At 61.1% G+C, this 23,146-nt stretch carries 18 protein-coding genes; 16 read left to right on the top strand and 2 right to left on the bottom strand.

Features of this window, described 5'->3' with window-relative positions; all coding sequences use genetic code 11:
• The first annotated feature begins 236 nt into the window (after positions 1-236).
• The 15 genes from rplJ (at position 237) to EEB13_RS04980 (ending at position 21,085) form a co-directional block, all read left to right on the top strand.
• Positions 237-830: a 50S ribosomal protein L10 gene (rplJ, locus tag EEB13_RS05050; RefSeq protein ID WP_033236465.1), complete on the top strand. Its 594-nt coding sequence runs from the start codon at positions 237-239 to the stop codon at positions 828-830.
• A gap of 78 nt (positions 831-908) precedes the next feature.
• Positions 909-1,295: a 50S ribosomal protein L7/L12 gene (gene rplL / locus EEB13_RS05045; protein ID WP_033236464.1), complete on the top strand. Its 387-nt coding sequence runs from the start codon at positions 909-911 to the stop codon at positions 1,293-1,295.
• Between the two features lie 255 nt (positions 1,296-1,550).
• A complete protein-coding gene (locus EEB13_RS05040; RefSeq protein ID WP_275586646.1) occupies positions 1,551-2,666 on the top strand; it encodes an ABC transporter ATP-binding protein in 1,116 nt (371 codons plus the stop codon).
• 9 nt (positions 2,667-2,675) lie between these two features.
• Entirely contained in the window at positions 2,676-3,470 is a 795-nt protein-coding gene (locus EEB13_RS05035) for an MlaE family ABC transporter permease (RefSeq protein WP_033236462.1), read from the top strand.
• A 5-nt stretch (positions 3,471-3,475) separates the two neighbouring features.
• Positions 3,476-4,336, top strand: a complete 861-nt coding sequence (locus tag EEB13_RS05030) for an MlaE family ABC transporter permease (RefSeq protein ID WP_033236461.1) — start codon at positions 3,476-3,478, stop codon at positions 4,334-4,336.
• A complete protein-coding gene (locus EEB13_RS05025) occupies positions 4,333-5,694 on the top strand; it encodes an MCE family protein (protein ID WP_033236460.1) in 1,362 nt (453 codons plus the stop codon). Before EEB13_RS05030 ends, EEB13_RS05025 begins: the two co-directional genes overlap by 4 nt.
• The gene (locus EEB13_RS05020; RefSeq protein ID WP_033236459.1) at positions 5,691-6,770 is read left to right on the top strand and encodes an MCE family protein; all 1,080 of its coding nucleotides are present in this window, start codon (positions 5,691-5,693) and stop codon (positions 6,768-6,770) included. Before EEB13_RS05025 ends, EEB13_RS05020 begins: the two co-directional genes overlap by 4 nt.
• Entirely contained in the window at positions 6,767-7,762 is a 996-nt protein-coding gene (locus tag EEB13_RS05015; protein WP_045070990.1) for an MCE family protein, read from the top strand. Before EEB13_RS05020 ends, EEB13_RS05015 begins: the two co-directional genes overlap by 4 nt.
• Positions 7,762-9,009 carry an MCE family protein gene (locus EEB13_RS05010; protein WP_033236457.1) on the top strand — a complete coding sequence of 416 codons (1,248 nt, stop codon included), beginning with the start codon at positions 7,762-7,764 and terminating at the stop codon, positions 9,007-9,009. Before EEB13_RS05015 ends, EEB13_RS05010 begins: the two co-directional genes overlap by 1 nt.
• Positions 9,006-10,238: an MCE family protein gene (locus tag EEB13_RS05005; RefSeq protein ID WP_141484741.1), complete on the top strand. Its 1,233-nt coding sequence runs from the start codon at positions 9,006-9,008 to the stop codon at positions 10,236-10,238. Before EEB13_RS05010 ends, EEB13_RS05005 begins: the two co-directional genes overlap by 4 nt.
• Complete coding sequence (locus EEB13_RS05000; RefSeq protein WP_033236455.1) at positions 10,235-11,482, top strand: MCE family protein; 1,248 nt, start codon at positions 10,235-10,237, stop codon at positions 11,480-11,482. Before EEB13_RS05005 ends, EEB13_RS05000 begins: the two co-directional genes overlap by 4 nt.
• Before the next feature lie 103 nt (positions 11,483-11,585).
• Positions 11,586-12,239 carry a hypothetical protein gene (locus EEB13_RS04995; RefSeq protein WP_230590359.1) on the top strand — a complete coding sequence of 218 codons (654 nt, stop codon included), beginning with the start codon at positions 11,586-11,588 and terminating at the stop codon, positions 12,237-12,239.
• A gap of 36 nt (positions 12,240-12,275) precedes the next feature.
• A complete protein-coding gene (locus EEB13_RS04990) occupies positions 12,276-13,070 on the top strand; it encodes a hypothetical protein (protein ID WP_141484740.1) in 795 nt (264 codons plus the stop codon).
• A 433-nt stretch (positions 13,071-13,503) separates the two neighbouring features.
• On the top strand, positions 13,504-17,010 hold the full coding sequence (gene rpoB / locus EEB13_RS04985; protein WP_033236452.1) for a DNA-directed RNA polymerase subunit beta: 3,507 nt from the start codon (positions 13,504-13,506) through the stop codon (positions 17,008-17,010).
• A gap of 118 nt (positions 17,011-17,128) precedes the next feature.
• Complete coding sequence (locus EEB13_RS04980) at positions 17,129-21,085, top strand: DNA-directed RNA polymerase subunit beta' (protein ID WP_045070980.1); 3,957 nt, start codon at positions 17,129-17,131, stop codon at positions 21,083-21,085.
• Positions 21,086-21,138: 53 nt separating this feature from the next.
• Here the strand turns inward: EEB13_RS04980 and EEB13_RS04975 are convergent, their stop codons facing one another.
• Entirely contained in the window at positions 21,139-21,525 is a 387-nt protein-coding gene (locus EEB13_RS04975) for a glyoxalase superfamily protein (RefSeq protein ID WP_033236450.1), read from the bottom strand.
• Positions 21,526-21,613: 88 nt separating this feature from the next.
• Between EEB13_RS04975 and EEB13_RS04970 the strand changes: the two genes are divergently transcribed.
• Positions 21,614-22,621: an MsnO8 family LLM class oxidoreductase gene (locus EEB13_RS04970; RefSeq protein WP_141484739.1), complete on the top strand. Its 1,008-nt coding sequence runs from the start codon at positions 21,614-21,616 to the stop codon at positions 22,619-22,621.
• Here the strand turns inward: EEB13_RS04970 and EEB13_RS04965 are convergent.
• Complete coding sequence (locus EEB13_RS04965) at positions 22,618-23,115, bottom strand: SixA phosphatase family protein (protein WP_033236448.1); 498 nt, start codon at positions 23,113-23,115, stop codon at positions 22,618-22,620. The two genes, EEB13_RS04970 and EEB13_RS04965, sit on opposite strands and share 4 nt — an antisense overlap.
• Positions 23,116-23,146 lie beyond the last annotated feature (31 nt).

The following is a 23,146-nucleotide window of genomic DNA, read 5'->3' as shown; positions in this document are numbered from 1 at the left end:
TTAGCGATGAGTGCAGTTGAAAGTCCGGAAATGTCCGGCGACCCACGCAGGAGGACGAGGTAAGGGGGAACGCATTCTGTGGTGGTTCTTTTCGCTTCCGTTTGTCTCCTCTGTACGCCCCGTGCGCCCTGCGCCGGGGCGTTTTGCATGTCTAGGACTTGTGGCTTGTCAGGTTCTCCTGGTGAGCCGCGGCGGTTCCGAAGTGGGATAACGACTGTCACGAGAGGAGGCGAAGTATGGCAAAGCCTGAGAAGGTTTCCGCAGTTGCGGAAATCACCGAGCAGTTCAAGGGTTCGACCGCTGCTGTGATCACGGAATACCGTGGTCTGTCAGTGGGCAACATCACGACACTGCGACGCGCTCTCGGAGAAGGTGCCACCTACTCCGTCGCCAAGAACACCCTGGTTAAGCGTGCCGCCGCTGAGGCTGGCATCGAGGGCCTTGATGACCTGTTCGTCGGACCGACCGCCATTGCATTCATCAAGGGCGAACCGGTCGACGCTGCGAAGGCACTGAAGAACTTCGCAAAGGAAAACAAGGCGCTCATCATCAAGGGCGGCTACATGGACGGCGCTGCGCTGTCCGTGGACGAGGTCAACAAGATCGCGGATCTCGAATCCCGCGAAATCCTGTTGGCAAAGCTTGCCGGCGCGATGAAGGGCAACTTGGCAAAGGCCGCAGGCCTGTTCAATGCTCCCGCTTCGCAGATGGCCCGTTTGGCCGCTGCACTGCAGGAGAAGAAGGCCGCAGAAGGCGGAGCTGCAGAAGCTCCGGCTGCTGCCGCAGAGGCTGCTACCGAGGCTCCGGCCGAGGCCGAAGCCGAAAGCTGATCCGCACCCGCGCATCACTGCTATATCCCCGCCCGGTCGCGGATCAGCGACATGGGACTTACAGGAAGGACCGCCACAATGGCGAAGCTCAGCACCGAAGAGTTGTTGGACCAGTTCAAGGAGCTCACCCTCCTCGAGCTCTCGGAGTTCGTTAAGGCATTCGAGGAGACCTTCGAGGTCACCGCTGCTGCTCCCGTCGCCGTCGCCGCTGCAGGCGCACCGGCTGCCGGCGCAGAAGCTGCTGAAGAGCAGGACGAGTTCGACGTCGTCCTCGAGTCGGCTGGCGACAAGAAGATCCAGGTCATCAAGGTCGTCCGTGAGGTCGTTTCCGGCCTCGGCCTGAAGGAAGCCAAGGATCTCGTCGAGAGCGCTCCGAAGGCAATCCTGGAGAAGGTTTCGAAGGAAGCAGCTGAAGCTGCAAAGGAAAAGCTCGAAGGCGCCGGCGCAAAGATCTCCGTCAAGTAAGACGGTTTTCTCCGCTGCTCACCTCGAGTAGTCGAAAGAGGGTCACTTCCTACGGGAAGTGGCCCTCTTTTTTATTGGGCGCATCCGGCGGGAATGTCCGGATCGGCGCAGGTCGGATGCGTGTCCGATTCAGGGTGCGTGTTAGTTTGTGCTTCGTACTTACTCGTTAGTAGTATTCGCAGTCACGGGTAACACTTCCATGCGATAGAGTGACCCAACCCACATCGGGTGGATGCATCGGACGGCGCGGAGGTAGTGGTGGGAGTAGAGGTAGCGGTAGACGGGCTGACTAAGTCTTTCGGGTCGCAGAGGATTTGGCAGGACGTGTCGTTGACGCTTCCCGCTGGTGAGGTGAGCGCATTGCTGGGGCCCTCGGGTACCGGCAAGTCGGTGTTCTTGAAGTCTTTGATCGGTTTGCTCCGCCCCGAGCAGGGTTCCATCGTGATCGACGGCACGGATATTTTGCAGTGTTCCTCGAAGGAGCTCTACGAGATCCGTAAGTTGTTCGGTGTGCTGTTCCAGGACGGTGCGTTGTTCGGTTCGATGAATTTGTACGACAACATCGCGTTTCCGCTCCGTGAGCATACGAAGAAGTCGGAATCCGATATCCGCAAGATCGTGATGGAGAAGCTCGATCTGACGGGTCTGGTCGGTGCGGAGGACAAGCTTCCGGGCGAGATTTCCGGTGGTATGCGTAAGCGTGCCGGTCTGGCTCGCGCGTTGGTGCTCGATCCGGAGATCATCTTGGTCGACGAGCCGGACTCGGGTCTCGATCCGGTGCGTACGACGTACATCAGTCAGACGTTGATCGATATCAATGCTCAGTCCGATGCCACGATTTTGATTGTCTCGCACAACATCAACCTTGCTCGTACGGTGCCGGACAACATCGGGATGCTGTTCCGCCGTCAGTTGGTGATGTTCGGTCCTCGTGAGGTGTTGCTCACCTCGGATGAGCCGGTGGTCAAGCAGTTCCTCAACGGCACGATGATCGGTCCGATCGGTATGTCGGAGGAGAAGGACGAGGCTCAGATGGCGCACGAGCAGGCGCTCGTGGATGCCGGTCACCATGCCGGCGGTGTCGACGACGTCGAGGGCATTGTGCCGCAGATGAAGGCGACGCCCGGTAATCCGGAGCGTCAGGCTGTTCGTCGTCGTCAGGAACGCGTCCGTCAGATCATGCACACACTGCCGGTGAACGCGCAGGCGGCAATCCAGGACAGCCTCAACGAGGAGGCGGGTCAGTTCAACCACGCCTACGCGGACGCGAGCGAGTACCAGGGGGAGTGGGACGGAAGCTCGCAGGATACACAGGTAATTCCAGCTTATGAGGGTGATCCCTACGGAAACACGACTCACGGACAAGGGTAGGCATAACGAATGGCGGGTACCCGCAACTCGGTTCTGAGTCCTGTACACGGGGCACTGACTCAGGCCGGCAACATCGTCGAACTCTTCGTCGAGGTCGTGAAGAATACGTTCCGGCGGCCGTTTCAGTTTCGCGAGTTCATCGAGCAAGCATGGTTCATCGCCAGCGTCACGATTTTGCCGACTGCGCTGGTCGCGATTCCGTTCGGCGCTGTCGTTTCGCTGCAGACCGGTTCGCTGATCAAGCAGTTGGGCGCTGAATCGTTCACCGGCGCTGCCAGCGTTCTTGCGGTGATTCAGCAGGGAAGTCCACTGGTGACTGCTCTGCTTGTCGCTGGTGCTGCCGGTTCAGCGGTCACCGCTGACCTCGGTTCGCGGACAATCCGTGAAGAGATCGACGCCATGGAAGTCCTTGGCATCAATCCCATTCAGCGACTTGTTGTTCCACGTGTGTTGGCGATGGTGCTCATTGCCGTATTGCTCAACGGGCTGGTATCCGTCGTTGGTATCGCGGGTGGCTACTTCTTCAACGTGATCCTGCAGGGCGGTAACCCCGGCGCCTACATCGCATCGTTCTCGGCGTTTGCGCAGCTGCCGGATATCTGGAGTGGCGAGATCAAGGCTGCGGTCTTCGGTGTCATCGCCGGAGTCATCTCGGCTTACAAGGGACTACACCCCTCTGGTGGGCCCAAAGGCGTTGGTGAGGCGGTCAACCAGGCCGTTGTCATCACGTTCCTGTTGTTGTTCTTCGCCAATCTGATTCTGACGATGGTGTACCTCCAGATCGTGCCGGCGAAGGGATCCTGACCTACATGACCATCGCACGAGGCCGCGGCGATCAGTTTCTGCTGAAGAGCCGCAAAGTAGCCAGAATGCCGCTCAACGTGCTTGATCGCGCGGGTGAGCAGATGTCGTTCTACGCGCGAGCCATTGCCTGGACACCGCGCACACTGCACCGCTACCGCAAGGAAACTCTGCGTCTACTCGCTGAAGTGACCTTCGGCAGTGGCGCATTGGCCGTCATCGGCGGAACTATCGGCGTCATCGCGATGATGTCCGGATTCACCGGCGTCGTTGTGGGATTGCAGGGGTTCGCGGCGCTGGAACAGTTGGGTAGCTCGGTCCTGACCGGCTTCCTGTCTGCCTACGTCAATACTCGCGAGATCGCGCCGATTGTTGCCGCGCTGGCCCTTTCGGCGACGGTCGGGTGTGGTTTCACCGCACAACTCGGTGCTATGCGTATCTCCGAGGAGATCGACGCGCTCGAGGTCATGGCAGTCCCGTCGGTTCCCTTCCTGGTGACGACTCGCATGATCGCCGGCTTTGTGGCCGTCATCCCGCTGTATATCGTCGGCTTGCTTGCCGCCTATCTGGCCTCGCGCGTGATCAGTACGGTATTCAACGGCCAGTCGACAGGGTCTTACGACCATTACTTCAACTTGTTCCTGCCACCGCAGGACGTGTTGTATTCGTTTGCCAAGGTCCTGGTCTTTGCTTTTGTTCTGATTTTGATCCACTGCTACTACGGATTTCACGCGTCGGGTGGCCCGGCAGGCGTCGGCGTGGCCGTCGGTCGCGCCGTTCGTGCGGCAATCGTGACTATCGCAGTGCTTGACTTCTTCCTCAGCCTCGCAATCTGGGGCACCACGACAACAGTGAGGGTGGCCGGATGATCGAGGCTCCGTCCGTTCTGCGCCGCCGTGTGCTGGGAATTGTGTTCTTCGTTGTGTTGGCGCTGTTTCTCACCTTCACGATCGGGGCCTTCAACAAGTCGTTCACCGACGTCGTGAAGGTCGATCTCCTGTCCGATTCCGTGGGAAATGCGTTACCTCCCAACGCGGATGTCAAGGTTCGTGGAATGTTGGTCGGTGAGGTGCGATCCGCGTCGACAACCGATGGTGTCGTCACATCGGTTCTCGCGATCGAACCGGACAAAGCCGAGTTGATTCCCTCCGACGCGACAGCTCGTTTGCTCCCGAAGACACTGTTCGGTGAGCGGTACGTCTCGCTGATCATCCCGGAGGGGACAACGGCTCCGCCTCTTTCGGCCGGAACCGTGCTTCATCAGGACAAGAGCGGCAACGCGATCGAGGTTGGCGAGGTCTTGGACGGTTTGCTCCCGTTGCTGCAGGCAATTCCGCCGCAGGATCTCGCGAACACCCTCGGTTCGCTGGCACAAGGCTTGACCGGCCGCGGCGCTGAGTTGGGGCTCACCGTTGACCGTCTCGAGGAGATTTTCCGCGAGGTCAATACTGAACTCCCCGCCGTGCAGGAGGATCTGCGCAAGTTCGCTGACTTCTCACAGACCTATTCGGAGGCCGCGCCGGATCTGGTGAATGCACTCGACACTCTGCGCACCACCGGAAACACGGTGGTGGAGAAGCAGAATCAGGTCAACACCCTGTTGGCTTCGTTGACGGCGACGTCGTCGACCACCGCTGCGTTCCTCGAGACAAACGCGCAGTCCATCATCACGCTGTCCGCAGACTCACGAGAAGCGCTGCAGTTGTTGGCTCAGTACTCTCCGACGTTCGGGTGCACCTTCAAGGGATTCGCTGAAACTACGCCGAAGGCCGCCAAGATTCTCTCGGCTGACGCGCCTGATCCCGGTGTTCGGGCAAACATTCAGATCGTCAACCCGAAGGGGCGTTACATCCCCAACCAGGACGAGCCTCGACTCGTCGACAATCGTGGACCGGTTTGCTACGACAATGTCACCGAGCCCGGTCGACCCTTCCCACAGTATCCCGGCGGTTCGTACGGTGACGGCTCGTACCAGGTTCCTTCCCGCAACGGTGGCCCCGAAACGATGGAGTTCTTGCAGGCTCCGGAAGGTTCGGGACCGCAGATGTTCTCGACCAACACCACCGGTCCGGTGCAGCAAGCCGGATATGCGGGCTCGCAACTCGAAGAGGATACGTTGAAGGTCATCTACGGCCAGGCTAATGGTGTTGCACCGGAGAATGTTCCGTCGTGGACCACTATGGTCAGCGCTCCCGCATTTACCGGTGCGGAGGTGAGCTTCCAATGAGAGGTCTCGCAGCACCGCTGACAAAGCTCATCATATTTGTCGTGGTCACGATTCTGGCAACAGGATTGCTGGCGGCGAGTATCGCAAACCTCGGAGGGGGAGGCGGGACCAAGTTCAACGCCGTGTTCTCCGACGTGACCTCACTGAACGAGGGCGACGAGGTTCGGATTGCAGGTGTGCGTGTCGGTCAGGTCGAGAAGATCGCCATCGTCAACGACAACCAAGCCGAAGTGCAGTTCTCGGTCTCCGATCGAGATTGGTTGCCGGCCAGTTCCATTGCCACGATCCGTTTCCGGAACCTGGTCGGGCAGCGTTACATCTCGCTGTCTCAGGGCGAAGGCAGCCAGGGTAAGAAGCTGACCGCAGGCGAAACGCTCCCTCTCGAGCAGACCCGACCGGCCGTCAATCTCACGACCCTGTTCAACGGCTTCAAGCCGTTGTTCACGACTTTGAGTGCCGAGGATGTCAACAAGCTGTCGTACCAGATCATCCAGGTTTTCCAGGGAGAGTCGGGAACGATCAGCGAACTCGTCCGCAACACGGCCAGCCTGACAAACACGGTGGCGGACAAGGACGTTGTCATCGGCGCGGTGATCAAGAACCTCAACGAAGTGCTGTCGACAGTAAATGCGAACGACAAGAATCTGGATTCGCTCATCGTCAACACGCAGCAGCTTGTCACCGGACTTGCCAACGAGCGCGGAGTTGTCGGGTCAGCAGTCACGTCGCTCGCCGGATTGACAAATGCAACGGCGGATCTGCTGGAGCCCACGCGACCGTCTATCCAGGGATCGATCACGGCGCTGGACACTTTGGCCACAACGCTGAACCGCCGTAGCGACGACGTGAATGCAGTGCTCGAGACCTTGCCCGTGAAGCTGGACAAGTTGACCCGTGTCGCCAGTTACGGATCGTGGTTCCAGTTCTACCTGTGCGGAATCGACATCATTGCAGGTCCTGGTCAGTCGGCAACATTGAACTTGCCGACCGGGTTGCCGACGGTCAATATGCCGATCTACACCAATGCGGCCAAGCGATGCACTCAAGACGGAATGAAGGAGTTGCAGGGCCGATGAAAAAGCGTCGTAGTCCGGCAATGGCCGGGGCCATAGGCATCGTCGTGGTGCTCCTGGCAACGTTGTCCGCCTTCTTCATGGATTCACTTCCCTTTGTCGGCGCAGGGTCTTCGTACGCGGCGGAATTCTCGGAAGCTGCTGGGCTCAAGCCCGGTAACGAGGTCCGCATCGCGGGTGTGAAGGTCGGCAAGGTGACATCGGTCGACCTCGACGGTGACCGCGTTCTGGTCGACTTCAAAGTCAAGGATGCGTGGGTCGGCGATCAGACGTCGGCGTCCATCCAGATCAAGACGATTCTGGGGCAGAAGTACCTGGCTCTGGATCCGCGTGGCACCGAAAATCTGGATCCGAAGGACCGAATTCCATTGGAGCGCACGACTGCTCCGTACGACGTTGTCGAGGCTTTCTCGTCGGCTGCGGACACTGTCGGGGACATCGACACGGAGCAGTTGGCGCAGAGCATGGAAACGCTGTCGGAGGCCTTCTCCGAGACGCCAGAGGACGTCCGAGCATCATTGGACGGCGTGAGTCGGTTGTCGCAGACTATCGCGAGCCGTGATCAGGACCTGCAGAAACTGTTCGAGGCAACGGGCAAGACGTCGCAAATCTTGGCGGACCGGAACAAGGAGTTCACTCAACTGATCAGCGACGGCGCTCTGCTGGTGCAGGAGTTGAACAACCGCCAGCAGGCGATCTCCCAGTTGCTCACCGGAACTCAGCGGGTGTCACAGCAACTCACCGGATTGGTCCGCGACAACGAGGCGGCAATCGGGCCTGCGTTGACCCAACTCAACGGTGTCATCGACATCCTCGAAGCCAACAACGAGAACTTGGACAAGGCTCTGAAGCTCTACGAACCCTTTATTCGCCTGTACGCCAACGTCGTCGGCAACGGCCGCTGGTTCGACCAGGTCGTTGTCAACCTCCTTCCACCTGGTCTGCCACTGATTCCGGGCCCTCGTGATCCGATTCGTACGTTGGGAGGTAACTGATGGCTGATATCACTGAAGCCGAAAGTGGCTCCAAGAAGCGAACTCTGGCGATCATTGCCGCAGCGTTGATTGGCGTGTTGGTGGTTGGCGGCGCCTTGTGGTGGGTGTTCACCCGCGCGGGCACAACAACGATCACGGCGTACTTCGACAAGTCCATCGGTATTTACGACGGTTCCGACGTGCGAGTTCTGGGCGTGAAGGTCGGCACTGTCACCTCGGTGGAACCGCAGGGCGATCAGGTCAAGGTCGACCTCCGCGTGGATCGCGGAATCGATATTCCGGTGGATGCCAATGCGGCGCAGGTGACTCCGTCAGTAGTCGCGGACCGCTACATTCAGTTGACGCCGGTGTTCACGGGCGGCGACAAGATGGCCAGCGGTTCGGTGATTCCGATCGAGCGCACCGCCACCCCGGTCGAGGTCGATCAGTTGTACGCGAGTATCAACGACCTCGCGTCGGCGCTGGGACCCGAAGGTGCGAACAAGGACGGTGCGCTGTCCAAGTTCGTCGAGACCGGTGCAGCGAACCTCGACGGCAACGGAGCAGCGTTGGGGGAGAGCATCACCCAGCTGTCCGACGCGGCTCGTACGTTGAACGACTCGAGTGACAACATCGCGGTGACCATCAAGAATCTCAATACTTTTGTCGGAGCGTTGGCGACCAACGATCAACAGGTGCGCCAGTTCAACACTCAATTGTCCGACCTCACCGGATTTCTGGCGGGCGAACGCGATGATCTGGGTGCCGCTCTGAATCAGTTGTCCTTGACTCTCGGTGATGTCGCTAAGTTCGTGGCAGACAACCGCGATCAGTTGGCGACAACTGCAGAAGGCCTGATTGCGCCGACGCAGACGCTGGCGAACAACAAGGAAGCGCTCGCCAACACCCTGACCTTGTTGCCTCTCGCCATTTCCAATCTGGTGAACTCGTATGACGCCGAATCCGGAGTTCTCGCTTCACGTCTGGCCTTCCCGGACTTGCAGAACCCGGCCGAGGTGCTGTGCAAATTGATGGATCTCGGCAAACTGGTGCCGGGTAATCCTCAGTTCGAGGAGTTGGGACGACAGATGCAACCCGCCATCGATCAGTGTGTGGCGGTGGCCGCTATGACGGATGCGGCCGACCAGGCCAAGAACATGAATCTCCCGTTCGGAATCCTGGCCGGCCCGGAGCGTGAGATGCAGGTTGTTCCTGGCACGGTGCCGGGTGTCGTGTCACCGCGACTGAGCAGCGGGGAGGGCGAGTGAAGCGCACAGTGATTGCCGGTGCGGGACTTGTGGTTCTGCTCGGTGCGAGTGCCTGCTCGTCGGAGGGCATCTATGCGGTGCCCCTTCCGGGTGGGCCTGACGTGGGATCGAATCCCATGAATCTGACCATTGAATTCGACGACGTTCTCGATCTGGTTCCACAGTCCGCGGTCAAGGTGGACGGTGTTCCGGTCGGGCGAGTGGAGAAGATCGGAGTCGGTCCGGACGGTTGGACCGCCGACGTGCGGATCATCTTGGATTCCTCGGTGGATTTGCCGGCCAATGCCGTTGCCGCCGTGGAGCAGACCAATTTGCTCGGTGAGAAATTCATTCAGCTGTCAGCGCCTCCTAGTGGCGCGGACACTACGGCCCAGTTGTCGGACGGCGACTTGATTCCGTTGGATCGCACTCGCCACGCCACCGAGATCGAGCAGGTTCTCGGTGCGTTGTCGCTGCTGCTCAACGGGGGCGGTGTCGGCCAGTTGCAGCCCATCGTCAAGGAGCTCGGCGCGGCGTTCGACGGGCGCGAGGGAACAACCAGAAGTCTTCTGGAACAGGCGAATACTCTCATCGGAGGCTTGAACGAACAGCGTGAGGACATCACTCGCGCGCTCGACGGTCTCGACGTGTTGTCCAGCCGGGTGAACGAGCAGAACGAGAAGATCGCCAAGGTCCTCGACGAACTGCCGGTGGCAATATCGGTACTCAACGAGCAGCGCCCGCAGTTGACGCAGATGCTCGCTCAAGTGGACCGCCTCGGAACCGTCGGTACCGACGTCCTGACACAGTCCAAGGACGATCTGATCGCAGATCTTCAGGCACTTCGTCCGACATTGCAGGCACTCGCTGCATCCGGTGACGACCTCGTCGGCGCGCTCCCGCTGCTTCCGACGTTCCCGTTCCCGGACGGAGTCGAGAAGATCACGCAAGGTGGGTCGGTCAATTTGTTCCTCGCTGTCGACCTGCAAATCGGTAATACGCTCTCCGGGCTTGGTGTCGGACAGGGAGATCCCGAGTATCGCCAGCCCAAGTTCGGTGATCCCAAGCCGGTGGTGGATCCGTCCAATCCGTATTACAACGGAAACGGACCGCGACCGGGCTGGCCCACAGTGTCACTGCTCCCGATCGCGCCGATCCTGCCGCAGTTGCCGATGGCACCTGCAGCCGGTGCCCCGCTCAACCCCATTCAGGGAATGCTGGATCAGTTCGGAATCGGTGGTGGACAATGAGATCGGCTCTGGTCAAGTGGCAGCTAGTGGGCTTCGTATTGGTCGCGCTCCTAGGGCTCGTCTATGTGGGAGGCAAGTATGTGCGCCTCGACAACCTCCTGGGTTTCGGGCAGTACACGGTCAAGACGGAACTGCAGACGTCGGGCGGCATCTTCACCAATGCCGAGGTGACGTATCGCGGTGTGCCGGTGGGAAGGGTTGGTGATTTGTCACTGACGGACGACGGGATCGAGGTCGATCTGAAGATCGACAACAATGCACCGCCGATCCCGGCGTCGACGAGGGCTGTTGTGGCCAACCGTTCTGCAATCGGCGAGCAGTTCGTCGATCTGATCCCCGATACCGATCAGGGTCCGTTCCTCGAGGACGGTTCTGTGATTGCAGTGGGCGACACAGCGACGCCGGTTCCGGTCGAAGAAGTGTTGACCAGTGCGAACGGCTTGGTCCATTCGGTGCCCGTCGATGCACTGCACACCGTCGCGGTCGAACTCGGTGCAGCCTTCAACGGCAAGGGTGAGGACATCCAGGTTCTGGCCGACTCGTTGTCCGGACTCTCGCAGTCCGGCCTCGACACCTTGCCTCAGACGCTCGGATTGATCCGTGACAGCCAGACGGTGCTCACGACCCAGTCCGACCAGTCGTCGTCGATCAAGCAGTTCAGTGCCGACCTCGATGTCATTGCCGCACAACTGCGGACCAGTGACCCCGACATCAGGCGTCTGATCGACAACGGCATCCCGGCCAGCGAGCAGATCGGGGCCCTCGTCAACGAGACCGGTCCGGCACTGACCACGGACCTGACAAATCTGGCGTCGTTCGGCAGGACGTTTGCGCCTCGTGCCATTGCGCTGCAGCCGTTTCTGATCTTTCTGCCGGGGCTGGCTGCGGCGGGGCCGACAGTGGCTCCTGGTGACGGAACCGTGCATCAAGGGTTGGTGCTGGAGACAAACAATCCGTTGTCGTGCACCGTCGGGTACGAAGGCACCATGGCGATTCTCGATGACATGAAGCGTCAGGATCCCAACTTCGACGACACGCAGCAGGACTTCCCGTTGAACACAGCGGCGTCCTGTGAGGTCCCGCTGGGCAGCGAGACGGGTGTTCGCAGTGCCAACCGGGTTATCTACGCCGATCCCGGCACGATTCAACCGTGGGACTTCAAGCCGAAGGTCGATCCTGACAAGTTGAATCTCAATCCGATTGCTACCCAGTTGGCGCCGATTCTCGGAGTGACGCCGAAGTAGATGTGCCCCAGGGTGTGCTATTGGGTTGGGGCAGTTGAGGATTCGAGGCAACGGAATTGGTGCTGCCAGGATCCGGACATAACAGGTAAGTAGGGTAGTGAGCGTGATTCAGAAAAGCAGTCCGAAGGGGGTGACGGCGCCGCTTGTTGCGGTCGGCGTTCTCCTCGTAGCCGCACTAGTTGCGCTAGGTGTGTTCGGCGTCCCGTACGTGAAGGCGTTGACCACTGACCGCAACACCGCAGAGATTCGCGACGAGGCGTTGATCGGCGCCCAGCAGGTTGCGATCAATCTCAACAACGCCGACTCGGCGAATCTCGACGCGTCGATCGAGACCATGCGGTCTTCGGTTACCGGCGACGAGATGACGGTGTACCTCCAAAGTGTTCAAGACTCCATCACGGACGAACTGCGGAACTCCGGATCCAAGGCCGACGCCGAGGTGATGTCTGCTGCGCTCACCGAACTCAACACGGACGACAGGACTGCGACGGCACTTGTGGTCGTGAAGGTCACTACCACCCAGGGCAACCAGTACGTGAAGAACCAGGTCGGTATGCGATTGGGCATGGTCGAGGTGGACGGTATCTGGAAGGCCAGTTCGGCCGAACCCGTCGGAAACCGGATCGATCTGGAGTCGGGCACATTGCCGGGCGCCGACGGCACCGGCAGTTCCGATGGGTCGACGCCGGCAACCGAATCACCAGCGCCCACCGAGGCGCCCGCACCGAGCGTAGGAGGCGATTCAGGTGGCCAGTAGTCAGCCTCGATCAGCCATCCGAAGGAGAAGCGCGTAATGCCACCGAAGCGCAGAGTCGGGATGCCGCAGGCAAACCAGAACCGTCGGCCGAAGATAGCCGGATCAGCCCGCTCGTTGAACGTCCCAGCGGGGACGCCGGCCGAGGAACCAGCGAACGTCGAGGCCGTCGAGACGGAAGTAGCCCCCAAGCTCAGTCTCGAGAAGGAAGCCCCGACCAATCTCGAGGAGAAAGCGCAGCCCAGCCTCGAGAAGGAAGCCCAGCCGAGTCCCGAGACGGCAGCCGAGCCCAGCCTCGCGGAGGAACCGCCAGCACCAGAGCCTGCTCTGTCGAAGGAAGCGAGTCGCACTTCGTGGCCGCTGGTCATCGGGTTAGGCGCAGCAGCGGTAGTAGTCGCGGTGCTTGCGGGTCTGGCTTTTTTCAAGGTCGGCGCCCAGATGGACGATGTGGCATGGGTCGACGAGGGGGCGACGGCTGAGGTGCTGCGCGTGACTCCACCGGCGCTCGAGGCGGTGTTCACCTTTGCGCCCGGCACCTTCGACGCCGATTTCGACAAGGGCTTGCAGGGTCTGAACCAGGCCATGCGTGATCAGCTGACCGAGTACAAGGACACACAGAAGGCCGGCGTCGAACAAACCCAGACGGCGACTACGGCGGATGTCACGGAGATCGGTGTCACCAGGCTCGAGGAGGACCGAGCGCAACTACTCGCGCAGTTGAACGTGAGTTCGACGCAGAGTGGTGTGGCGGCCGGTTCCCGTTCCGGGATGGTTGTCGTCAGCTTGGAGAAGCAGGACGGTAATTGGCTGATCTCGGAGATCCGCGACCGCTGACAAATGTGTACGACGAGCTGGACCGGAAATGGATTCCGGTCCAGTTTTTCGTATCCGGGTCAGTGACTGGCTACACTACCGACAACGGTGTTCGAACCGAGTCGGTCGACTGTTCGAATGCCACGACTTACCTCGGCGCTCTTGACGGGGCGGTTCCGAAGGTCCAGTCTGAGCGGTGAACATGCACGGACGAGTGATCGGCAGTCTCACGTCAGCACCTGAATCAGACCCTCAGCTACACCCGACTCGACATTTCCTGAGTAAGGGTGTACTTTTGGACGTTGCGCTGGCTGCCTCCTGTCCACCCCTCGTCTCAACCGCTGCGAAGTCAAGTACTTCTTGCTTTCTGCGACGGGTTTCGTTCGGGTTGTAACCAGCGAAATTCGAAGCAGATACAGCGGCGGTCGCAACAGTACGGAGCGGCCCGCGTGAGGTGCTGGAAGGACGCATCTTGGCAGTCTCTAGCCAGACCAAGGCAGTTTCCGGAATCCCCGGAGCCCCGAAGAGGGTTTCGTTCGCGAAAGTTCGCGAACCCCTCGAAGTTCCCGGGCTTCTTGATGTTCAAACCGATTCGTTCGAGTGGTTGATCGGCGCGCAGAGTTGGCGCGAACGAGCAGCAGCTCTCGGCGACAATGCAGTGTCCGGCGGTCTCGAAGACATCCTCGCGGAGCTTTCTCCGATCGAGGATTTCTCCGGCTCTATGTCACTCTCCTTCTCTGATCCTCGATTCGACGAGGTCAAGGCCTCGACGGACGAGTGCAAAGACAAGGACATGACCTACGCGGCGCCGTTGTTCGTCACCGCGGAGTTCATCAACAACAACACTGGTGAGATCAAGAGCCAGACGGTCTTCATGGGTGATTTCCCGATGATGACCGACAAGGGCACCTTCATCATCAACGGCACGGAGCGCGTGGTTGTCTCGCAGCTCGTGCGTTCCCCCGGTGTGTACTTCGACAAGAGCGTCGACAAGAGCACCGAGAAGGATCTGCACAGCGTCAAGGTGATCCCGGGTCGCGGCGCATGGCTCGAGTTCGACGTCGACAAGCGCGACACCGTTGGTGTCCGCATCGACCGTAAGCGTCGTCAGCCCGTCACCGTCCTGCTCAAGGCACTCGGCTGGACCACGGAGCAGATCACGGAGCGCTTCGGCTTCTCCGAGATCCTCATGGCCACGCTGGAGAAGGACAACACCGCCGGTACCGACGAGGCGTTGCTCGACATCTACCGCAAGCTGCGTCCGGGCGAGCCCCCCACCAAGGAGAGCGCGCAGACCCTTCTGGAGAACCTGTTCTTCAAGGACAAGCGTTACGACCTCGCTCGCGTCGGTCGTTACAAGATCAACAAGAAGCTCGGCCTCAACGCAGGTCAGCCGATTGTTGCTTCGACGCTGACCGAAGAAGACATCGTCGCCACCGTCGAGTACCTCGTGCGTTTGCACGCTGGTGACACCTCGATGACGGCACCGGACGGCGTCGAGGTTCCCGTTGAGGTCGACGACATCGACCACTTCGGTAACCGTCGTCTGCGCACCGTTGGTGAGCTCATCCAGAACCAGATCCGCGTGGGCCTGTCCCGCATGGAGCGTGTTGTTCGTGAGCGCATGACCACGCAGGACGTCGAGGCAATTACGCCTCAGACCCTGATCAACATCCGCCCGGTCGTCGCTGCGATCAAGGAGTTCTTCGGAACGTCCCAGCTGTCGCAGTTCATGGACCAGAACAACCCGCTGTCGGGGCTGACGCACAAGCGTCGTCTGTCTGCCCTCGGCCCGGGTGGTCTGTCCCGTGAGCGCGCCGGCCTCGAGGTTCGTGACGTTCACGCGTCGCACTACGGCCGCATGTGCCCGATCGAGACCCCGGAAGGCCCGAACATCGGCCTGATCGGTTCGCTGTCGGTGTACGCACGCGTCAACCCGTTCGGCTTCATCGAGACGCCGTACCGCCGGGTTGTCGACGGCCAGGTCACCGATCAGGTTGATTACCTGACCGCTGACGAAGAGGATCGCCACGTCGTCGCACAGGCCAACTCGGCCATCGACCGTGACGGCCGCTTCACCGACGCGAAGATTCTCGTTCGTCGTAAGGGTGGCGAGGTCGAGTTCGTCTCGTCCTCCGACATCGACTACATGGACGTCTCGCCGCGCCAGATGGTGTCCGTCGCTACCGCGATGATCCCGTTCCTCGAGCACGACGACGCAAACCGCGCCCTGATGGGTGCGAACATGCAGCGTCAGGCTGTTCCGCTGGTTCGCAGCGAAGCGCCTCTCGTCGGTACCGGTATGGAGCTGCGTGCAGCTGTCGACGCCGGTGACGTCGTCATCACCGAGAAGACCGGTGTTGTCGAAGAGGTCTCAGCGGACTACATCACGGTCATGGCCGATGACGGAAGCCGCAAGACCTACCGGATGCGCAAGTTCGCGCGTTCCAACCAGGGCACGTGCGCAAACCAGCGTCCGATCGTGGACGAGGGACAGCGCGTCGATGCCGGCCAGGTCCTCGCTGACGGCCCTTGCACCGAAAACGGTGAAATGGCTCTCGGTAAGAACCTGCTCCTGGCGATCATGCCGTGGGAAGGCCACAACTACGAGGACGCGATCATTCTGTCGCAGCGCCTGGTGGAAGAGGACGTCCTGACCTCGATTCACATCGAGGAGCACGAGATCGATGCCCGCGACACCAAGCTCGGTGCCGAGGAAATCACTCGCGACATCCCGAACGTCTCCGACGAGGTCCTCGCTGACCTCGACGAGCGCGGCATCATCCGTATCGGTGCCGAGGTTCGTGACGGCGACGTGCTGGTCGGAAAGGTCACGCCGAAGGGCGAGACCGAGCTGACCCCCGAAGAGCGCCTCCTTCGCGCCATCTTCGGTGAGAAGGCCCGCGAGGTTCGTGACACGTCCCTCAAGGTTCCTCACGGTGAGACCGGCAAGGTCATCGGCATCCGCGTTTTCTCGCGCGATGACGACGACGATCTGCCTCCCGGTGTCAACGAGCTCGTTCGCGTGTACGTGGCCCAGAAGCGCAAGATCCAGGACGGCGACAAGCTCGCCGGCCGCCACGGCAACAAGGGTGTTATCGGCAAGATCCTCCCGCAGGAAGACATGCCGTTCCTTTCGGACGGCACGCCTGTCGACATCATCCTGAACACGCACGGCGTCCCGCGTCGTATGAACATCGGTCAGGTCCTGGAGACCCACCTCGGGTGGATCGGCAAGACCGGCTGGAACGTTCAGATCGCCGCTGACGGCACTCGTCCGGATTGGGCTGCGACCCTTCCGGAAGAGATGCTCGCCGCTCCTGCCGACTCGAACATCGCCACCCCGGTGTTCGACGGCGCGAAGGAAGACGAGCTCACTGGTCTCCTCGAGTCCACGTTGCCGAACCGCGACGGCGAGCAGATGGTCGGCCCCGACGGAAAGGCCACGTTGTTCGACGGCCGCTCCGGCGAGCCGTTCCCGTACCCGGTCTCGGTCGGTTACATGTACATCATCAAGCTGCACCACTTGGTCGACGACAAGATCCACGCTCGTTCGACCGGTCCGTACTCGATGATCACGCAGCAGCCTCTCGGCGGTAAGGCCCAGTTCGGTGGCCAGCGCTTCGGTGAGATGGAGTGCTGGGCTATGCAGGCCTACGGCGCGGCTTACACGCTGCAGGAACTGCTGACCATCAAGTCGGACGACGTGGTTGGTCGCGTGAAGGTGTACGAAGCCATCGTCAAGGGCGAGAACATCCCGGAACCCGGCATCCCCGAGTCGTTCAAGGTGCTCCTCAAGGAGCTCCAGTCGCTCTGCCTCAACGTGGAGGTGCTGTCCTCGGACGGCGCTGCCATCACGATGGCGGACGGCGACGACGAGGACTTGGAGCGCGCTGCGGCGAACTTGGGCATCAACCTGTCCAGGAACGAAGCGGCAACGGTCGACGACCTCGCGAACTAGGTTTCGGTCCCCGGGTTGCTCTGTGAAAGAGCGGCCCGGGGGCGTAGTTCACATTTGAATTGGCAGTCAGGTTGCCGGGTGACCGGCAACCGTAACCCCAACGGGGAAAGGAAGTTACGTGCTCGACGTCAACTTCTTCGATGAACTCCGCATTGGCTTGGCCAGCGCAGAGGACATCCGCAATTGGTCCTACGGCGAGGTCAAGAAGCCGGAGACCATCAACTACCGCACGCTCAAGCCCGAGAAGGACGGCCTCTTCTGCGAGAAGATCTTCGGCCCCACCCGGGACTGGGAGTGCTACTGCGGTAAGTACAAGCGTGTCCGCTTCAAGGGCATCATCTGTGAGCGCTGTGGCGTCGAGGTCACTCGCGCCAAGGTTCGCCGTGAGCGCATGGGTCACATCGAACTGGCCGCACCGGTCACGCACATCTGGTACTTCAAGGGTGTGCCGAGCCGCCTCGGTTACCTGCTCGACCTGGCTCCGAAGGATCTCGAAAAGATCATCTACTTCGCGGCTTACGTCATCGTCGGTGTCGACGAGGAGCTCCGTCACAACGAGCTGTCCACCCTCGAAGCCGAGATGCAGGTCGAGAAGAAGGCTGTCGCAGATCAGCGCGACGCCGATCTCGAGGCACGCGCACAGAAGCTCGAAGCCGATATCGCCGAGCTCGAGGCAGAGGGCGCCAAGTCCGATGTCCGCCGCAAGGTCAAGGACGGCGGCGAGCGCGAAATGCGTCAGCTCCGTGACCGCGCGCAGCGTGAGCTGGATCGTCTCGACGAGATCTGGAGCACCTTCACCAAGCTGAGCGTCAAGCAGCTCATCATCGACGAGCTGCTGTACCGCGAGCTGGTCGACCGTTACGGCGAGTACTTCACGGGTGCGATGGGCGCAGAGTCCATCCAGATCCTGATGCAGAACTTCGACCTCGACGCCGAGGCAGAGTCTCTTCGCGAGACCATCCGCAGCGGCAAGGGCCAGAAGAAGCTCCGTGCTCTCAAGCGCCTCAAGGTGGTTGCGGCTTTCCAGACCAACGGCAACTCGCCGATGGGCATGGTCCTCAACGCTGTTCCGGTGATCCCGCCGGAGCTTCGCCCGATGGTTCAGCTCGACGGTGGACGTTTCGCGACGTCCGACCTCAACGATCTGTACCGTCGCGTCATCAACCGCAACAACCGCCTCAAGCGACTGATCGACCTCGGTGCTCCCGAGATCATCGTCAACAACGAGAAGCGGATGCTGCAGGAGTCTGTCGACGCCCTGTTCGACAACGGTCGTCGTGGACGTCCGGTCACCGGACCGGGTAACCGCCCGCTGAAGTCCCTGAGCGATCTGCTCAAGGGCAAGCAGGGTCGTTTCCGTCAGAACCTCCTCGGAAAGCGCGTCGACTACTCGGGTCGTTCCGTGATCGTCGTCGGTCCTCAGCTCAAGCTGCACCAGTGTGGTCTGCCGAAGCTGATGGCTCTCGAGCTGTTCAAGCCGTTCGTGATGAAGCGTCTGGTGGATCTGAACCACGCGCAGAACATCAAGTCGGCCAAGCGCATGGTCGAGCGCAAGCGCGTCCAGGTGTGGGATGTCCTCGAAGAGGTCATCGCCGAGCACCCCGTGCTGCTCAACCGTGCACCTACGCTGCACCGTCTGGGTATCCAGGCATTCGAGCCGCAGCTCGTCGAGGGCAAGGCCATTCAGCTCCACCCGCTGGTGTGTGAGGCCTTCAACGCCGACTTCGACGGTGACCAGATGGCTGTTCACCTTCCGCTGTCGGCAGAGGCTCAGGCCGAGGCACGCATCCTGATGCTGTCCTCGAACAACATCCTCTCGCCCGCTTCGGGTCGCCCGCTCGCTATGCCGCGTCTTGACATGGTGACCGGTCTGTTCCACCTGACGCGTCTCGACGACGGTGTCGTCGGTGAGCTCGCTGCAGCTACGTCCGAGGGTCCGGAGCAGGGCGTGTACTCCAGCCCCGCCGAGGCTCAGATGGCCGTGGATCGTGGCGCGCTGACGGTTCAGTCGCAGATCAAGGTGCGTCTGACCAACCAGCGTCCGCCGCGCGATCGCGAAGCGGAACTGTTCCCCGAGGGCTGGAACTACGGCGACGGCTGGACCGCTGTCACCACTTTGGGTCGCGTGCTCTTCAACGAGCTGCTTCCGGCGGACTACCCGTTCGTCAACGAGCAGATGCCGAAGAAGCGTCAGGCAACGATCATCAACGATCTTGCCGAGCGTTACCCGATGATCGTGGTCGCTCAGACCGTCGACAAGCTCAAGGATGTCGGCTTCCACTGGGCAACGCGTTCCGGTGTCACGATCTCCATCTCGGACGTTCTGGTTCCGCCGGAGAAGCCTGCCATCATCGAGGACTTCGAGGCTCAGGCCGACAAGATCGAGAAGCAGTACCAGCGTGGTGCTTTGGACAAGAAGGAGCGCAACAGCGCTCTGGTCACCATTTGGCAGGAAGCGACCGAAAAGGTCGGCAAGGCCATGGAGGCTCACTTCCCCGACAACAACCCGATCCCGATGATCGTGAAGTCCGGCGCGGCCGGCAACATGACTCAGGTTCGTTCGCTTGCCGGTATGAAGGGCCTGGTGACAAACCCGAAGGGTGAGTTCATCCCGCGTCCGATCAAGTCTTCCTTCAAGGAAGGCCTGACCGTTCTCGAGTACTTCATCAACACGCACGGTGCTCGTAAGGGTCTGGCCGATACCGCTCTGCGTACCGCCGACTCGGGTTACCTGACCCGTCGTCTGGTGGACGTGTCGCAGGACGTCATCGTTCGCGAGACCGACTGTGGCACCGAGCGCGGCATCGTCACCACGATCTCGGAGAAGCAGGCCAACGGCTCGATCATCCGCGATGCTCACGTGGAGACCAGCACGTACGCCCGCACGTTGGCTGCTGACGCAGTCGACGAGAACGGCAAGGTCATCGTCGAGCGTGGACACGATCTCGGTGACCCCGCGATCGACGCCCTGCTCGAGGCCGGTATTACGCAGGTCAAGGTCCGTTCGGTCCTGACGTGCACCACCGGCACCGGCGTTTGCGCCACTTGCTACGGCCGCTCCATGGCCACCGGCAAGCTGGTCGACATCGGTGAGGCTGTCGGTATTGTCGCCGCACAGTCGATCGGTGAGCCCGGTACCCAGCTGACCATGCGTACCTTCCACCAGGGTGGTGTGGCCGGCGCCGACATCACCGGTGGTCTGCCGCGTGTCCAGGAACTGTTCGAGGCACGTGTGCCGAAGGGCAAGGCTCCTATCGCGGACGTCACCGGTCGGGTGCAGCTCGAAGACGGCGATCGTTTCTACAAGATCACGATCGTGCCGGACGACGGCGGCGAAGAGGTTGTCTACGACAAGCTCTCCAAGCGTCAGCGTCTGCGTAGCTTCAAGCACAGCGACGGCGAAGACCGCCTTCTGGCAGACGGTGACCACGTCGAGGTCGGACAGCAGCTCATGGAAGGTGCTGCCGATCCCCACGAGGTCCTGCGAGTCATGGGTCCGCGTCAGGTTCAGATCCACTTGGTCAACGAGGTCCAGGAGGTGTACCGGAGCCAGGGTGTGTCGATCCACGACAAGCACATCGAGGTCATCGTGCGCCAGATGCTTCGTCGCGTGACGATCATCGATTCCGGTGCCACCGAGTTCCTGCCCGGTTCGCTCACCGAGCGCGCCGAGTTCGAATCGGCCAACCGCCGCGTTGTCGCTGAGGGCCGCGAGCCCGCAGCAGGCCGTCCGGTGCTCATGGGTATCACGAAGGCGTCGCTCGCGACGGATTCGTGGCTGTCCGCGGCATCGTTCCAGGAGACCACTCGTGTCTTGACCGACGCTGCAATCAACTGCCGCTCGGACAAGCTGATCGGTCTGAAGGAAAATGTCATCATCGGCAAGCTGATCCCTGCCGGTACCGGTATCAACCGTTACCGCAACATCCAGGTTCAGCCCACCGAAGAGGCCCGCGCCGCTGCGTACGCAGTGCCCGCGTACGACGACCAGTACTACAGCCCGGACGGCTTCGGCCAGAACACCGGTGCTGCAGTTCCGCTGGACGACTACGGCTTCAGCAACGACTACCGCTAGCGGTTAGTTCGTGAGAAATCCCCCGCCTCTGATGAGGCGGGGGATTTTTCGTTTCAGGAGTTACTGCCGCTGAGGTCCGGGATGACGATCTCCTGGACGGCCCACTTGTTGCCGTCGGGGTCGGCGAAGTAGATGAATCGTCCCCAAGCCTGGTCGTCGATCGGGCTGATATCGATCCCGCGGCTCTTGAACTCGCGCTCGGCCTCTTCGATGTCCTTGACTACCACCTGCATGCCGACGACCGAACCGGGCTCGGCGTCGGTGATTCCCTTGCCGATGCAGATGGAGCAGGCGGAACCGGGTGGGGTCAGCTGGACGAACCGCAGGTTCTCGTTGACGGTGTGATCGTGGTCGGCGTTGAAGCCGAGTCGGACGTAGAAGTCCTTGGCGCGGTCGATGTCGGTGACGGGAATGGCGACCAGTTCGAGCTTGATGTCCATGACGTGCCCTTCATGTGATGGTGAATTCCGGCGACAGGTCCAGTGTTGCGGGTATTGCGGTCAGAAACGGTCCTCGATTGCGAATCGGATGAAACTTTCCGAATTCCTTGTTGCTCCGAGAGTGCTTCTCTCACTGCTCGACCGATCCCGAACCAGGAGCGGATACCCCGACTCCGCCGCTCTAACTCATACTCTCGAGCGAGCCGAAGGTGCCGACGCTCTCGGCTACCACCGGTTCTGGGTCGCCGAGCATCACGCGGTTCCGGGTATCGCGAGTGGGTCGCCGGCTGTGCTTCTTGCAGCCATTGGCGCTCACACGCGCGACATTCGACTGGGCAGCGGCGGCGTCATGCTGCCGAATCATCAACCGTTGGTTGTCGCCGAACAGTTCCTGATGTTGGATGCCCTGTATCCGGGTCGGATCGATCTGGGTCTCGGCCGGTCTTTGGGCTTCACGGAACCGGTTCGCCGGGCGCTCCGACGGAGCAAGGACGCGCCGGACACGTTTGCCGCTGATGTCGAGGAGCTGCGACGCTATCTGGACGGAACTGCCGTCGTCACGGCTCGTCCGGCGTCGCGCGGCGGGGTGCCGATCTTTGTGCTTGCCACGCGCACCGGGTTGAAAGTGGCAGCGCAGCTGGGGCTTCCGGTAGTCGTGGGTGGGCCCATGCTCGAGATCGGTGGTACCAACAGGGTGGAGGCGCTGGACCAGTATCGCCGGACTTTCCAGCCCAGCGACGCGCACCCCGATCCTTATGTCGTGGTCTCGCTCGAAGTTATGGTTGCCGATACCACCGAGGCGGCCCGTGAGCTGTTGATTCCGGAGGCGTACGCGCTCGCGGAATCGTCACGGACAGGGGAGTTTCCGCCGCTCGTGTCGGCGGAAGAGATCAGGGGCGCAGCGCTCAGCGATCGAACCGCCAGGCGTATCGACTCGTTCGTGGCCTCGGCTATGTACGGGACCGCAATCGAGGTGAAGCAGCACTCGAGTGATCTGGCCGAGCGGACGGGCGCGGACGAGTTGCTGGCGTCGACATCGACATACGACCGCGCCGCCCTGGAACACTCGGATCACATACTGCGCGAGGTGATCTAGCGGGGAACGTGGAACTCCAGCAGCGTGGCGGCAGCGTCGTCGAGTTCTGACCACGGGACGGGCACGGACAACACGGCGATTGCCGAAGTCGGAAACTTGTCTCGAATCCGTTGGGCTGCTTCGGAATTCTCGTTCGATGCCAGATCCAGTGCAGTCCAGGGAATTCCCGGTTCATGGCCGATGACCAGGAGCGTGCTGACATTGGCGGACGTGGTCCGGATTGCGTTGATGACGTCGGCCTGGGATCCGCCGTAGATCGACTTGTCGAAGCCTGTCGGGGCGTCGACGGCGGTCGCGGCCAGGGTGTCGACGGTGCGCCGCGACGTCGAGCACAATACGGCGTCGATGGGTGGGACGTTCTCGCGGATCCATTCGCCGCCGAGGCGGGCTTCGCGCAGTCCCCGTTCGGCGAGTGGCCGCTCGTGATCGCGAATGCCTTCGGGATAGCTGGACTTTCCGTGTCTCATGAGAACGAGGGTGCGGTGGTCTGCCATGCGTTCACGTTATCCGCTTTGTCGCTACCAG

Source organism: Rhodococcus sp. WS3 (assembly GCF_003797085.1).
GTDB lineage: Bacteria > Actinomycetota > Actinomycetes > Mycobacteriales > Mycobacteriaceae > Rhodococcus_F > Rhodococcus_F globerula.
This window is presented reverse-complemented; position numbering and strand designations above follow the sequence as displayed.